Source organism: Caproicibacter fermentans (assembly GCF_009746625.1).
Classification (GTDB): Bacteria; Bacillota; Clostridia; order Oscillospirales; family Acutalibacteraceae; genus Caproicibacter; species Caproicibacter fermentans.
Genome location: NZ_VWXL01000047.1, coordinates 72,845 through 87,614, shown reverse-complemented (window position 1 = coordinate 87,614; position 14,770 = coordinate 72,845). Strand labels below are relative to the sequence as shown.

The following is a 14,770-nucleotide window of genomic DNA, read 5'->3' as shown; positions in this document are numbered from 1 at the left end:
TCCACCTTTTTCCCTTTTTAAAGTTTTTCATGAAAAGCAGGAATCGCGGCAAGGATCGGGAGATCTAGGTTTCCGGCAAGGTTGTCGCTTCTGATTTTTATATTGAAAAACGAATGCAAAAACAGGAAAAAAACACAGCCCGCAGCGCCCAGCACAAAACCCAGGGCACTGAGCAGCACGCTGTTTGGAAAAGACGGCTTTTCTGGAATTACCGCCGGGTCGACAACCTCCAGCGTGGAGTTTTTCTTCAGGCTTCCGATGGTGGACGGGGCAAGCGCGGTGATGGAATCGGCGATCTTTTTGGCGTCGCCCGGCGTGTGTGCGGAGACTTTTGCCTGAAAAACTTCCGTTTGGTTCATCGGGGAGAACTCGATCGTTTTTTCAAAATGATCTACAGTATCTTTGATGCCGGACCTTTCCATGACCTTTTGGTAAAAACTTCTGGTCTGCAGCATTTCGATATAGGTGTTTACAATTTTCTGGGCGTAGTCCAGGGCGTTGATGTTCATGGTTGGATCGGGATTGCTTTCCGGAGTATAAACATACAGCTTAACGGTCGAAACATATGTTTTCGGAACAACATATTTTGATATTCCATAGGCGGCGGCCGCGCAGAGTAAGGCGCTGAGAAGAATCGGCAGAAATTTTTTTCGGAAAAGCTTCAACATCTGTACCATTGATATTTCCATAATTCCTCCGTGCATTTTAAAAACAGTACAGCCTCGAACAGGCTTGTTTCATTTTTCTCATTTCATTTATATGTCGCTTTCTTACAGAAATGACCTTCTCTCGGATAAAAATGGAACCGCTGTGAAAGATCGGCCGGAGCCGTGCCAAAAACGCGGGAGCGGCATAAAATGATTAAAAAAGGATATTGACAAAATTTCAATACGCCTTTATAATAAGTCCAATTTCATATGAAAAATCCTGCGAGCAAAAGTAAGTAGCAGACACGGCGGTGTCACAGAGAGCGCGGTAACGGTGAGAGCCGGCACATACGATGGCTGTGAATGGATTTGTGAGGAGCACAGAGAAAGGCTTTGACCCAGTATCTGCCGCCGCGTCCGCGCGTTACAGCGGAAGGGTATTCATGCGTTTTGCGGCGTACCAGTTTGTAAGCGGCGCAGCAATGCAGTGTACCTGTTTTAAGGGGAACAATTTTTGTTCCCGAATAAGGGTGGCACCACGAGTCCATCGTCCCTGGTATATCAGGGACGATGGACTTTTTTTATTTGCTGAAACCCTAAAAACAAAAGGAGAATGGGCCATGTTGTATCCGCCGATTGAAACCGTAACAACCCTGCTGCAAAATTTTCGCACGGTACCCGTCTTTTCCGCGGAACTGATGGACTGCCGCACACCTGTCGGGATTTTCGCCGCGCTGAAGGAAAATTCGGAAAACTGCTTTCTTTTGGAAAGCGTGGAGCAGTCCGAGCGATGGGGACGTTATTCCTTTATCGGCGTGAATCCGAAAGAGGAGCTCGTTCTCCGCGACGGAACCGTAACAATTCGGTCGACGGAAGAGGCTTATGAGGAGCCGGTTACGGATCCGGCGGAATTTTTGGCCGGGTATCTTGAAAAGTACAGATCTCCGCATTTTTCCGGGCTTCCCCGATTTGCGGGCGGCCTTGCGGGATATTTTGGCTATGATCTCCTCCGTTATCTGGAGCCGAAGCTTGGCCGGCCCCCGCGGAATGATCTTGAGATGCCGGACAGTGTTCTTCACCGGTATGACGAGGTGGTAGCGATCGATCATCTGAGCGGAAAAGCCTATGTGATTCTTCATATCGACGGAAACGCGGAGATAAAGCGGCAGTATGACGCCTGTGAAGAACGGGCGAAGGAGCTTTTCCGGCAGATGGGCGGCGAGCCTTGTTTAAACGCCCGGAAAACCTCGAAAGAGCCGCTGATTCGATGCAATATTTCAAAACAGGATTTCATCAGCCGTATTGAGACGGCGAAGCGTTTTATCCGTGCCGGGGATATTTTTCAGGTGGTTCCGTCCCGGCGGTTTGAAGCCGAAAATCCGCCGGACGCGTTTTCGGTCTACCGGATGCTCCGCGCGACGAATCCCTCGCCTTACCTTTACTATTTTCAGGCCCCGGATTATCAGATCGCGGGCGCGTCGCCGGAGATGCTCGTCCGCGTCGAGGACGGAGTCGTCATGAACAAGCCGATTGCGGGGACATCGCCGCGGGGAAGAGATAAAACGGAGGACAGACGGCTGGAACGCGAACTGCTGCGGGATGAAAAGGAATGTGCCGAGCACGCCATGCTGGTCGACCTTGGACGAAACGACGTCGGCCGTGTTTCCAAATTCGGCACGGTGAAGGTTTGTGATTTCATGCATGTGGAGAGGGCCTCCAGAGTCATGCATCTGGTCAGTGAGGTTCAGGGAGAGCTGAGAGAGGATAAAACCGCGGTGGATGCGCTTTTTTCCGTTCTTCCGGCAGGAACGCTTTCCGGGGCGCCGAAAATCCGCGCGATGCAGATCATTGACGAGCTGGAGCCCGTCAAGCGCGGCGTGTACGGCGGGGCGATCGGGTACCTCGGCTTCGACGGAAACGCGGATACCTGCATTGCCATCCGCACGGCGCTGTTTCACAAAGGAAAGGCTTATGTTCAGGCGGGCATGGGCATTGTGGCCGACAGCGACTCGGAAAAAGAATACGAGGAATCCGCGGACAAGGCTCAGGCGGTGCTGGAGGCAATTCGGAGGGCGGCGGAATTATGATCCTTCTTCTCGACAATTACGATAGCTTTACCTACAACCTGCGCGACCGTATCGGCGTATTTTACCCGGATGTCCGTGTCGTGAGAAGCGATACGATCACTCCGGACGAAATCGATGCAATGCAACCTGCGGCAATCCTGATTTCCCCCGGGCCGGGCTACCCGAAGGACGCCGGAGTTTCCGTCGAAGCAGTCCGCAGGTTCAGCGGAAAAATACCCATTCTCGGCGTGTGCCTTGGGCACCAGTCCGTCGGCGAGGCGTTCGACGGCAAAACCGTTCCCGCAGAGCGGCTGATGCACGGAAAGGCGAGCGCTATTTCGATTGACGGCGGCTGCCCGCTGTTTTTCGGCCTGCCGGATGAAATCAGGGCCGCGCGGTATCACTCGTTGATTTTGGAACGCGATTCCCTGCCGGATTGTCTGCAGATCACCGCGGTGGACGCGGACGGCCAGATTATGGGAGTTCGGCACAAGACGGACCCCACGTTTGGAGTACAGTTTCACCCGGAGTCCGTGATGACTCCGGCGGGGGACAGGATTCTGTATAATTTTTTGAAAGAGGTGTGCAACTTGGAAATGAAAACAGCCGCGCCGTCGATCCCGGCGGAAAAGAGAGTCGCGCTCAAGCCGTTCCTTGCAAAGGTGGTTGACGGAGAAAACCTGACGGAAAGGGAAGCCCGCGACGCCATGGACTGCATCATGAGCGATCAAGCGACGGATTCCCAGATTGCGGCGTTTATCACCGCGCTGCGCATGAAGGGCGAAACCATCGATGAAATCACCGGGTTTGCCAGAATTATGCGCCAAAAGGCAAAGCCCGTCCCAATGTCCCCCGCCGCGGTGGACATTGTCGGGACGGGAGGCGATCTTTCGAACAGCTTCAACATTTCCACAACCTCCGCGTTCGTGGCGGCGGGCGCGGGACTCAGGGTGGCAAAGCACGGCAACCGCAGTGTTTCCAGCAAGAGCGGCGCCGCCGATGTGCTGGAAGCGCTTGGCGTCAGGATTTCCATCACGCCGGAGCAGGCCGCCGAATGTATGGAGCGATGCGGCATGACATTTCTCTTTGCGCAGAGGTTCCACGGCTCCATGCGTTTTGCTGCGGGGCCGCGCCGGGAAACGGGAATCCGGACGGTGTTCAACATTCTCGGCCCTCTCTCCAATCCCGCGCACGCGGAGGGAATGCTTCTTGGCGTATACGACGAAGCCCTGCTGGAGCCGCTCGCCGAAGTGCTGCGAAATCTTGGCGTAAAGAGCGCGATGCTGGTACACGGCAACGACGGCCTGGATGAGGTCAGCGTTTCGGACCGGACCGCGGTGTGCGAGATTCGGGACGAAAAGCCGCTGCGCTACGAGCTGAACCCGTGCGACTACGGCATTGGCCTCACGAAGAAAGAACAGATCGTGGGAGGCACGGCGCAGGAAAACGCGAGAATCACACTGGATGTTTTAAGCGGTCAAAAAGGCCCGGCAAGGGACATTGTAATTTTGAACGCGGGATGCGCCCTGTACGTCGGTAAACTGGCGGAAACCATTCAGCGCGGCGTGAATCTTGCGGAGCATTCCATCGACAGCGGCGCGGCCTTGCAGAAGCTGAGGGAACTAAAGGAACTGACCAACCGCTTTCCGGGTGACGCCTCATGATTCTGGATGAAATCGCGGAAAAGAGAAAAGAACAACTGAGACGGGAAAAAAGCGCCGTTCCCTATGAGGAAATTCGAAAAACCGCGGAGCAGGCCGGACCGGCAAGGGACTTTAAAGCAGCTCTGAGAAAGAAAAAGCTTTCGGTGATTGCGGAAGTAAAAAGAGCGTCACCGTCAAAAGGGCTGATCTGCGCCGAGTTTCATCCGGCGGAGATTGCGAACCGTTACGAGGCCGCGGGCGCGGACGCTCTCTCCGTCCTGACGGAGGAGGCCTATTTTCAGGGCTCCTCCCAGGTTCTGCGGGAAGTGAGACGGGAAACTTCCCTTCCGATCCTGCGAAAGGATTTTGTGATTTCTCCGTATCAGATTTACGAGGCGAGAGCGATCGGAGCGGACGCGGTACTGCTGATTGCCGCTTTGTTGGACGCGTCAAGGCTCAGCGAGTATAAAGCGATGGCGGATTCCGTCGGCCTTGCCTGTCTGATGGAGGCCCATAACGAGGAGGAACTGGAAAAAGTCCTGAACGCGGGGGCGAAAATCGTGGGGATTAATAACCGCGACCTGAAAACCTTCCGGGTTGATCTAAGCACGACCGCGCGCCTTTCAAAGCTGGTTCCGGCAGAATGCGTCCTGGTCTCTGAAAGCGGGATTGCCTCCCGTGCGGACATGGAGGCGGCAAAACAGGCGCACGCGGACGCCGTTCTGATCGGGGAGACGCTGATGCGCAGCGCGAACCCTGCCGCCCTGCTGCGCGAATGGAGGGGTGATTCGGGTTGAAAATCAAATTCTGCGGAATCAGGCGGCCGGAAGACGTCGCTTACATGAATGAATTCCGTCCGGATTACGTCGGTTTTGTCTTTGCCGGGACAAAACGCCGCGTTACGCCGGAAAAAGCCGCCGCTTTGGCAAGATTGCTGGACGCCGGCATCCGGAAGGTCGGCGTCTTTGTCGACGAGCCGCCGGAAAACATTGCCCGCGCCGTAAAACTCGCGGGATTGAATGTGGTTCAGCTTCACGGATCGGAAACGGCGCAGGGGATTGAAAGGTTACGAACCCTGCTGCCGGAGGCAGAGATCTGGAAAGCGGTGCGGGTCGAAAACAGCGGAAGTATTCCGCACGCGCTGGGGCTGGGGGCGGATCTGCTGCTTCTGGACAGCTTTTCGGTTACGGAGCAGGGCGGAACCGGAAAAACGGCTGATTTGAATCTGATCCGGAAAGCAAATCTTTCGTCGCCCTTTTTCCTCGCGGGCGGGCTGAACAGCGGTAACATCGGTCCGATCGTGAGGGAATTCTCTCCCTATGGGGTGGATATTTCCAGCGGGATTGAAACCGGCGGCGTGAAAGACCGCCGGAAGATCGAACAAATCATGAGGATTCTACGAAAAGAATCCGGAAAGGCGGTAGGCTGAGATGCAAAAAGTCGGAAGATACGGCGAATTCGGCGGACAATATGTGCCGGAAACGCTGATGAGCGCGGTTCATGAGCTTGAAAGAGCTTACGAATCTTACAGCAAAGACCCTGAATTTGTCTCCGAACTGGAAAGACTGTACCGCGATTATGCCAATCGCCCGTCTCCGCTTTACTACGCGAAGCGGATGACAGGAGACCTTGGCGGGGCGAAAATTTACCTCAAGCGCGAAGATTTGAATCATACCGGAGCCCATAAGATCAACAATGTGCTCGGGCAGATTCTTCTGGCGCAGCGCATGGGCAAAAAAAGAATCATCGCCGAAACCGGCGCGGGCCAGCACGGGGTGGCGACCGCGACGGCGGCGGCGATGTTCGGGATGAAATGCGAAGTGTTTATGGGTGTGAAAGATATGGAGCGCCAGTCTTTGAATGTATACCGCATGGAGCTGCTCGGCGCAAAAGTGACGGGAGTGGAGTCGGGCACCGGCACACTGAAGGACGCGGTGAACGAAGCAATGCGAGACTGGGCGACCCATGTGGAGGATACCTATTATCTGATCGGTTCGACGATGGGGCCTCATCCTTACCCGATGATGGTGCGGGATTTTCAAAAGGTCATCGGAAAGGAAATCAGAGGGCAGCTTTCCGAATGTGAGGGCAGGTTGCCGGACTGCGTGGTTGCATGCGTCGGCGGCGGTTCCAACGCAATGGGCGCGTTTTATGAGTTTATTCCCGAGCGGGGTGTTCGTCTGGTAGGCGCGGAGGCGGCGGGAAGGGGGGTCGATACGGCGCTTCACGCGGCGACGGTTACCAAGGGGTCCGCCGGCATCTTCCATGGGATGAAATCGCTGTTCCTTCAAAACGACGAGGGGCAGATCATGCCGGTCTACTCCATTTCCGCCGGGCTGGATTACCCCGGAATCGGCCCGGAGCACGCCGAGCTTGCCGCAAGCGGGCGCGCGCAATATGTTCCGGTTACGGACGAGGAGGCGGTATGTGCGTTTGAGTATCTTTCCAAAACGGAGGGAATTATCCCGGCGATAGAATCCGCGCATGCTGTCGCAGCCGCAATGCGGATCGCGCCTGAAATGGGGAGGGATCAAATTCTGGTGATCAATCTTTCCGGCCGCGGGGATAAGGATGTTGCCTCAATTGCAAAGTACAGGGGGGTGAAGCTTAATGAACAGGATTGACCGAAAGTTCGCACAGCTAAAAGAAAAAGGGGAAAAAGCGCTGATCCCGTTTGTGACGGCGGGAGACCCAAATTTGGAAACGACCGAAAAACTGGTTCTTGCCATGTTTTCGGCGGGGGCGGATCTTATGGAGATCGGCGTGCCGTTTTCGGACCCTGTGGCGGAAGGGCCGGTGATTCAAAGAGCCAGCAGCAGGGCCCTCAATTCGGGTACGACTTTGATAAAAATTTTTGCGCTTGTGAAAAAACTGCGCAAAAAAACCGACGAGCCGATTCTATTAATGCTGTATCTGAACAGTATTTTTCGGTTTGGAAAAGAGCGATTTTTCGGGCTTTGTTCAGCGAACGGCGTGGACGGCGTCATTGTGCCCGATATGCCGTTTGAAGAGCGGGACGAAATTTTGGGTACGGCGGAAAAATACGGCGTGATTTCCATCAGCATGGTGGCCCCGACTTCCCACGAGCGCATTGCGATGATCGCGTCTTCCGCAAAAGGATTCCTTTACTGCGTCTCATCCACGGGAGTGACCGGGACCCGGAATCGGTTCACGACTGATTTCGACGCCTTTTTCGGAGCGATCCATCGGGCCGCAAAGGTTCCCTGCGCCGTGGGATTCGGAATTTCCGACCCGGAACAGGCAGAGCGGATGGCCTCTTACTGCGACGGCGTGATCGTGGGCAGCGCCCTTGTGAAAATCGTGGAACGCGAGGGGGCAAATTCCGTCATCCCGGCTGCGGATTTTGTAAAGTCCCTTTGCGGGGCGGTCAAGGGCGTAAAGTCGGAATCATAAGAGACGCTGTCTGAAAAACGGAGCCGGCATTGAAAGAAAATGAATTTTCTATCAGACATCCGATGCGACCAGTCCGCTCAAAAACACGCAAATAATCAAAAAACATCCGGATGCGGGTTGCTTTTGCCGCATCCGGATGTTTTGCCGTATAGCAATACGATGGAAGGAAGATTAAAGAAATTGATAACAGATGAATCCGATAAGGCCGGAGCCGAGCATTACGGTAATCGGATTCGCTTTAAACTTTCTGAGTATGATAAATGCCGCGATGAAAAGGATTCCCGCCACGACGTCAAACTGCGACAGATTTGCGCTCAGCCAGGAGGAGGCTTTTCCGTTAAATAAAGCCATCAGCAGGATGGATAATCCGGCCGACGCGATCAGCGATACCACGGACGGCCTCAGGCCCTTCAAGGCGCCCTTGATCACCCAAAGATCCTGGTATTTATAGTAGAAATAAGCGATGGTCAGCACGATGATACAGGAGGGGGCGACGCATCCGATGGTAGCGACGACGGCCCCGGCGACTCCTGCGATCCGCATCCCGACAAAGGTTGAGGAGTTGATGGCGATGGGACCCGGCGTCATCTGGGAGATCGTGATGATGTCGACAAACTCCTTCATGGACATCCAATGGTTTAAGTCGACCACCTGAGCCTGAATAATCGGCATGGCCGCGTAGCCGCCGCCTATGCTGAACAGTCCGATCTGAAAAAAGCTCCAGAATAATTTCAGATAAACCAATCAGCTCATCTCCTTTTTGCTCAGCTTGTGGAAAAGGCCGTTTGCCAGACCAAGCAGGCCGCACACCAGAATAATCAGCTTGACGTCCACGTCAAAAATCGTAACCGCCAAAAAGGAGACAATCATAATCGAAGCGGTGAAAATGCTTTTTTCACGGAAAATATCTTTTCCCATTTTGACCGTCACGTCGGCGATCACCGCCGCCACGCCCGCGCTCATGCCGCGCAGAACATATTTAACGACCGTGCTTTTCTGAAATGAAACATAAAAAAACGATATGACGGAAAGAATGATCAGCGGCGGCAGAACGGTTCCCAAAATGGTAACAAAGGTGCCGGGAAGTCCCGCCAGACGGTAGCCGATCAGAATAGAGGCGTTTACCGCAATGGCCCCCGGTGTGGACTGGGCGATGGCAACCAGATCGAGCATTTCCTTTTCTTCAATCCATTTGTATTCGTCCACAAATTTTTTCTGCATCAGCGGGACAATGACATAGCCTCCGCCGAAGGTGAAGGCGCTTAAATAGAATGTTGAGGAAAATAATTTCCAGTAAAATTTCCATCCTTTGTTCATTCAAAAATCCTTCCATCTATCAATATTAATTTTATTATACAACTTGATAATTTATAAGTAAAATAATATAATATTATCAAAATCATATCTTTTTTCATATTCAGGAGGAAGAACGTTGACCTTACGGCACATGAAGATATTTGCCGCCGTCTGCGACTGCGGCAGCGTTACGGCTGCCGCGCGGAACCTTGGCCTTGCGCAGCCGGCGGTCAGCCTCGCAATCAAAGAGCTGGAAAACTATTATGGAATCAAGCTTTTTGACAGAATCTCCAGAAAACTCTTTGTTACGGAAAAGGGAAAGGCGTTTTTGCAGTATGCCAGACAGATTGTCTCGCTGTTTGATGAAATGGAAAACGGGGTGAAGGACTGGGATTCTTTCGGGATGCTTCGGGTCGGTTCCAGCGTTACAATCGGCACCTGCCTGCTTTCACAATATATCGCGCGGTTCTCTCCCCAATACCCCAACGTCAAGGTTCGCGTCACGATTGACAATTCAAGCGTAATTGAAGATAAAATCCTGCTGGCCCAACTGGATTTTGCGCTGATTGAAGGGCAGATACACTCGGAAAATATTGTTTCCAAAAGTTTTATGGAGGACGAGCTCGTTCTGGTCTGCGGCGCGCATCATCCGCTGGCCGCAGCTCAGGAAATATCTTTGGAGGAACTGATCGGGCAAACCCTGATTCTGCGCGAAAAAGGAAGCGGAACCCGCGAATTGTTCGACAGCACGCTTCTGACGCACGGGCTGACGGCAGCCCCCGCGTGGGAAAGCATCAGTACGGAAGCCATTATCGGCGCGGTGTCCTGCGGAATGGGGGTATCTGTTCTTCCGCACAAGCTGGTAAAGCGGGAGCTGGAGGAGCGCCGGCTGGTTAGAATTTTCATTCCGCATACCAAGTTTCAACGTAGCTTTACCGTAATTCGTCATAAGGATAAGCACCTTTCCCAATCGGCGCAGGCTTTTATCCGTTTGGTAACCGGTTAAAGCGCGGCAATGCGAGCGGCTCCCGGACCCTTCGCTCAATGAAACAGGGGACGTGAGCCGCGTCCCCTGTGTGTGCCGTGCGTCAGTTTTTTTCGTCCTTCGTGGTTTTCATCCGCGTGGCTTTCTCCATCGGCAGACCCGTATCGTAATCCAGCTGCCGTGGCTCGTATTCTTCATTTTCCCGCTGACGGGTAAATCCCGAATTGGCCCAGGCGGCCTTCTTTTCGGGGCGCCAGGAGCGGCACGCCCATTGATAACCGCGGAAGAGATCCCGGGTTTGGTTCATGTGGTCCAGCAGCAAATCGTGCATTTTGCTGCGGATCGCCTGATATGCCGGGTCGTTAATGCGGTTTTCCACCTCCCAGGGGTCCTGCTCCAAATCGTAGAACTCGTCGCTGTCGAGAAGATTGATGACCAGCTTGTATTTTTCATTTACAATGGCGCGTGTCATCTGCAGCCCGCCAAATCCATCGTGATCGACTTCGTAACGGGTAAATTCCGTAAATACATTGTCGTTAATCTTTTTTCCGGAATTTTTTATTTGCGGAAGCATACTTTTTCCCTCCAATAAATGGGGGAGGGGGAGTCCCATATAGTCCATGATTGTGGGGACCAGATCAATGTGAGAAGCCGGGAACCGGATGGTTTTGCCGCGTTCTCCCCCTTTTATGATCAGGGGAATATTGGCGATTTCCTTGTAAGGCGCCGCGTTCTTCATCTGGAGACGGTGAGCCCCGAGCATGTCGCCGTGATCAGAAGTGAAAATGACGAGAGCGTCCGGAATCAGATCCTCGATTTTGTCAAGAAGTTTTCCGATTTCGTAATCGACAAAACTGTTGCAGCCCAGAAACAGAGAAAGCGCGCGGGATGGGTGATTGATCTCCTCTTTTGGCTGGTGGATCGCATCGCCGGCCCAAAGCTGCTGAAAAAACGGCTTTTTTGATAAATCATCCTGAAAGTTTGGGTTATCGTCAAACTGAAAGCCGTCGTACATGGTGTTCCACGGCGCCGGACAGATGCAGGGCCCGTGGGGTTCGTCGAAGGAAACCGTCAGAAAAAAGTTTTCATCCCAATACCGTTCCAGAAAATCCAGGGCCCTGCTCGTACAGCGGCCGGCATAGGTCATTCCTTCGGTCCAATCAGGGTCAAAAGCCGTTTCCATGCGGCGGGAACGGCTTTTGTCCTGATCGGAAAGCTCGTTCAGGTAGCATTTCATGTCGTACCAGTAATCCGGATCCCAACCTTCCGGGCAGGAACCCAGGCCAAAATAGTCCCCCCCGTCCAGATGCCATTTTCCAACATAACCGCAGTGAATTCCATGATCCGTCAGGCGGTGGCCGATTGTTTTCACATTCGCTCCAAACGGAACGCAGTTTGTGACGACGCCGTTGCTGTGAGGGAATGTCCCGGTAAAAATCGCGGAGCGTGCCGGGCCGCATACGGGCTGGCAGGTGTAAGCGTTTTCATATTTTATTCCCTGTTTTGCCATGCGGTCCAGATTTGGGGTTTTCATTTTTTGATTTCCGTAGCAGCCAAGCATATCTTTTCGCGTTGTATCCGTCATAATCAGTACAACTTGTCTTTTTTTCATTGAATTCTTACTCCCTCTTCCGCTTCTTCATTTTTTTGAGACCTTTCTTCCAGAAAGACTTTGTTGTGACGTTTCCGAATATAGACAAACCCGGCGGCGGACAGAACGAGATAAATGAGTGTTATGACCGTGAAGCGCCCGCCGTAATTTTCGCCGTGGAACACGATTCCAAAGCGAGAAAACAGGAAATAGACATAAAGGGTTGTCGTGAGGACCATGAACGAAATCGGTTTTGCATATTTCCAGGAGGTCAGGTCTACCTGGCCGACATCCTTTTGATGGTATTCTTTTTTCATCGGCGCGATCTTACCGGCAATCAGCATGATCGCGATGCAGCACAGGAACAGAATCGCGTAGACATAGAGAAAATGGATCGGGATTGGGAACACAAATTTATATAACGCGTAAGCGGCAATAAAGAACGCGATGGAAATTTTAGCGCCGATGGGCGGAACCTTCTTTGTCGCAAAGCCCATTAACACGACAACCAGCGTCGGAATATTGAAGAAGCCCATCACGCTCTTCATAAACGTGTACAGACCGTTCGGCGCCTTGGCGATTTGCGGCGCCACGAGAATCGAGAAGATTGCAAGAATAATACCAAATACTTTGCCGATGAAAACCAGCTTTTTGTCGGACACGTTTTTGTTGAAAATCGGTTTGTAAACATTAATGCAAAACATGGTGGCGGCTGAGTTCAGCGCGGAATTGAAGCTGCTCAGCACCGCGCCGAACATGACGGCGCCGAAGAAGCCGATGAGCGGCACGGGCAATACATGGTTGACCAGAACGGAATAGGCGGAGTCGATGTTTTTAATTTCGGATCCGTACAGCTGATAGGCGATCACTCCCGGAATGACCAGAATAATGGGGGTGAATATTTTAATGAACCCGGCAAGCAGGACGCCTTTTTGCCCCTCAACCAAATCTTTGGCGGCAAATGTGCGCTGAACAATCTGCTGATTGGTACACCAGTAGAACGTGTTGACCAGAATCATCCCGGTGAATAGAGTGCCAAGAGGAGCGGTGCCGGGGAGTTTTGCCGAACCCAGGGAATCCATCCGCTCCGGACTGTTGACAATCAGACTGCTGAAGCCTGCAATCAAATTGCCGTTCCCAAGAGCCAGCAGCCCCAGGATCGGAATGAGCAAACCGCCGATCAGCAGCCCGATCCCGTTGATCGTGTCCGATACCGCGACGGCCTTCAGCCCCCCGAAAATCGCGTAAATTCCGCCAACGATACCGATCAGCGCGATGACGAAACAGAGCGAGCTTGCAGAATCCATATGTAACAATTCCCCCACGTTAAAAAGGGAATTCAGGGCAATTCCGCCGGCATAGAGCACGATGGGCAGCGTGACGAGCGCAAGGCTCATCAAAAACAATGCCGTCACCAGATTTCTGGTTCCTTCGTCAAAACGTTCCTCCAGAAAATCGGGGACGGTGGTAAAGCCTCCCTTTAAATAACGCGGCAGGAAAATCAGCGCCATAAATACCAAAGTAACGCCGGACGTTGCTTCCCACGACATGCTGGAAAGGCCGGATTGAAAACCGAGGCCGTTTGTTCCGACCAGCTGTTCTGCGGACAGGTTTGTTAAAATAAGGGAACCTGCGATTACAACACCCGTTAAACTGCGGCCTGCCAGAAAATATCCTGTGTTGGTCGATAAGTTGTCGTTGCGTGTCATCCACCAGGAAATCACTGCTACCAAAGCGGTAAAAAAGACGAAAGAACCAAGAGCCCATGCTGTCATTACAACTGCCTCCTTAAATATATAGTTTACCAAGTAAATTATATTACCATTATAATACTTTAATTGATTCACTATGTCAAGTAAATAAAGTTGAAAATTTTTGGCTTTTTTGCTAATATTACTTTGAGGTGAAAATGTATGGCGCATAGCTACGAGATCAAGCAGAAAAATAAAAGGGATATTTTAACCTTGCTGTATCGCAAAAAAGACTTATCCAAAAAGCGTATTGCGCAGGAACTTCACTTGTCCGCGTCGGTCATCACGAAGCTTTGCGGGGAATTGGAGCAGGATCGGCTGATTCAGGAGACAAAAGCGATTGTAACCGGAAAAGCCGGCCGCAGAGAAATCAAGATAGCGATCAATCAGAATGCCGCGTATTGCATCGGCGTCACCATCAACCATCATACGACAGCGATTGTATTGACGGATATGGCGTTAAACCCGATGAAAACCAGCCGCCTTTCGATTGACCCCGACGGGAATCGGCATATCTTAAAGATAATTAATTGCGTTAGTGAACTAATTGCTTCGGCCGGAATTTCTCCTTCTCAACTGATCGGCGTCGGCGTTAGTATCAAGGGGTTGACGGACGGTGAAAAAAGCATTCACGGAATCTGGAACGTTCCGGTGGCAGTCAGAAAGCCTATGGAAGAAGCGCTGCATATTCCCGTGGTCATGGATAACGGAATCCGCTGCAGCGCATTGCTGGAACAGATGACGTCCGACGAAGATAATTTTATTTTTATTAAATACATGCAGCCGGGTATTGGGGCCACCTTTTTGAAAGACGGAGAAATTTACCGCGGAGAATCCTATTTTTCCATGGAAATCGGCCATACGATCATCGACCCGGAGGGTGACTATTGTCCGTTGTGCCGACGCCGCGGCTGTTTGGAAAGCGTCATTTCCATCGACAGGATGACAAAAGAAATCACGGAACAATTCTCGCCCGAATGGTGCCCGGAATTGTATGGCCTTTGTGAAGGCAGCGCAGAAAATATTTCTCTGGAACTGATTCTGAAAGCGGCTGACAACGGTTCCATCGAAATCAACCGATTGCTGAAACGGAATGCCAGATATTTTGCGATTGCCGTCATTAACGCCCATACGCTGATCGACATTCATAAGATCATGATTGTCGGGACTTTGTTTTCTTCCGTCCGCTTTTCCGAATACTTTAAAACATTTATTTATGAGTATCAGTTAACTCCGATTTATGATATGATCCAAATACTTCCGCTCAAAAATATGGAATTATCCCCGGCGGCTTTATGCGTCCATTCGTTTCTGGAGCATATTTGAGTACGGCGGAACGATTCCGCATAAAAAAATCCGAACCCCTGCAAGGCTCGG

The 14,770-nt window shown here is 52.1% G+C and carries 13 protein-coding genes; 8 read left to right on the top strand and 5 right to left on the bottom strand.

The window, feature by feature from the left end:
* Positions 1 to 17: 17 nt before the first annotated feature.
* Positions 18 to 689 carry a YveK family protein gene (locus CAFE_RS07185; RefSeq protein WP_166525089.1) on the bottom strand — a complete coding sequence of 224 codons (672 nt, stop codon included), beginning with the start codon at positions 687 to 689 and terminating at the stop codon, positions 18 to 20.
* 578 nt (positions 690 to 1,267) lie between these two features.
* On the opposite strand from CAFE_RS07185, the gene trpE reads away from it, so the two are divergent.
* Genes trpE through trpA form a run of 6 tightly spaced genes read left to right on the top strand, consistent with a single transcriptional unit; the run spans position 1,268 to position 7,770 of the window.
* Positions 1,268 to 2,734, top strand: coding sequence for an anthranilate synthase component I (gene trpE, locus CAFE_RS07180; RefSeq protein ID WP_156990201.1), 1,467 nt, complete (start codon positions 1,268 to 1,270; stop codon positions 2,732 to 2,734).
* Entirely contained in the window at positions 2,731 to 4,377 is a 1,647-nt protein-coding gene (locus CAFE_RS07175) for a bifunctional anthranilate synthase component II/anthranilate phosphoribosyltransferase (RefSeq protein ID WP_156990200.1), read from the top strand. The genes trpE and CAFE_RS07175 overlap by 4 nt, the downstream gene beginning before the upstream one ends.
* Positions 4,374 to 5,153, top strand: coding sequence for an indole-3-glycerol phosphate synthase TrpC (gene trpC / locus CAFE_RS07170; RefSeq protein WP_066648875.1), 780 nt, complete (start codon positions 4,374 to 4,376; stop codon positions 5,151 to 5,153). Before CAFE_RS07175 ends, trpC begins: the two co-directional genes overlap by 4 nt.
* Positions 5,150 to 5,785, top strand: coding sequence for a phosphoribosylanthranilate isomerase (locus tag CAFE_RS07165; RefSeq protein ID WP_083210228.1), 636 nt, complete (start codon positions 5,150 to 5,152; stop codon positions 5,783 to 5,785). Before trpC ends, CAFE_RS07165 begins: the two co-directional genes overlap by 4 nt.
* A 1-nt stretch (position 5,786) precedes the next feature.
* Complete coding sequence (gene trpB / locus CAFE_RS07160; RefSeq protein ID WP_066648868.1) at positions 5,787 to 6,980, top strand: tryptophan synthase subunit beta; 1,194 nt, start codon at positions 5,787 to 5,789, stop codon at positions 6,978 to 6,980.
* Positions 6,967 to 7,770, top strand: a complete 804-nt coding sequence (gene trpA / locus CAFE_RS07155; RefSeq protein WP_066648862.1) for a tryptophan synthase subunit alpha — start codon at positions 6,967 to 6,969, stop codon at positions 7,768 to 7,770. The genes trpB and trpA overlap by 14 nt, the downstream gene beginning before the upstream one ends.
* A gap of 171 nt (positions 7,771 to 7,941) precedes the next feature.
* Here the strand turns inward: trpA and CAFE_RS07150 are convergent, their stop codons facing one another.
* Together CAFE_RS07150 and CAFE_RS07145 are read right to left on the bottom strand one after the other, a co-directional pair.
* On the bottom strand, positions 7,942 to 8,514 hold the full coding sequence (locus tag CAFE_RS07150) for a chromate transporter (protein WP_066648861.1): 573 nt from the start codon (positions 8,512 to 8,514) through the stop codon (positions 7,942 to 7,944).
* Entirely contained in the window at positions 8,515 to 9,087 is a 573-nt protein-coding gene (locus CAFE_RS07145; RefSeq protein ID WP_066648859.1) for a chromate transporter, read from the bottom strand.
* Between the two features lie 115 nt (positions 9,088 to 9,202).
* Between CAFE_RS07145 and CAFE_RS07140 the strand changes: the two genes are divergently transcribed.
* Positions 9,203 to 10,072, top strand: coding sequence for a LysR family transcriptional regulator (locus tag CAFE_RS07140; protein ID WP_066648855.1), 870 nt, complete (start codon positions 9,203 to 9,205; stop codon positions 10,070 to 10,072).
* An 82-nt stretch (positions 10,073 to 10,154) separates the two neighbouring features.
* Here CAFE_RS07140 and CAFE_RS07135 read toward each other — a convergent pair whose 3' ends face one another.
* Positions 10,155 to 11,663: a sulfatase-like hydrolase/transferase gene (locus CAFE_RS07135; RefSeq protein WP_066648852.1), complete on the bottom strand. Its 1,509-nt coding sequence runs from the start codon at positions 11,661 to 11,663 to the stop codon at positions 10,155 to 10,157.
* Positions 11,660 to 13,417 (bottom strand): solute:sodium symporter family transporter, encoded by a 1,758-nt coding sequence (locus tag CAFE_RS07130; RefSeq protein WP_066648849.1) that lies wholly within the window; start codon positions 13,415 to 13,417, stop codon positions 11,660 to 11,662. The genes CAFE_RS07135 and CAFE_RS07130 overlap by 4 nt, the downstream gene beginning before the upstream one ends.
* 138 nt (positions 13,418 to 13,555) lie before the next feature.
* Here CAFE_RS07130 and CAFE_RS07120 point away from each other — a divergent pair, with 138 nt between their 5' ends.
* Positions 13,556 to 14,719, top strand: a complete 1,164-nt coding sequence (locus tag CAFE_RS07120) for an ROK family transcriptional regulator (protein ID WP_066648846.1) — start codon at positions 13,556 to 13,558, stop codon at positions 14,717 to 14,719.
* Positions 14,720 to 14,770 lie beyond the last annotated feature (51 nt).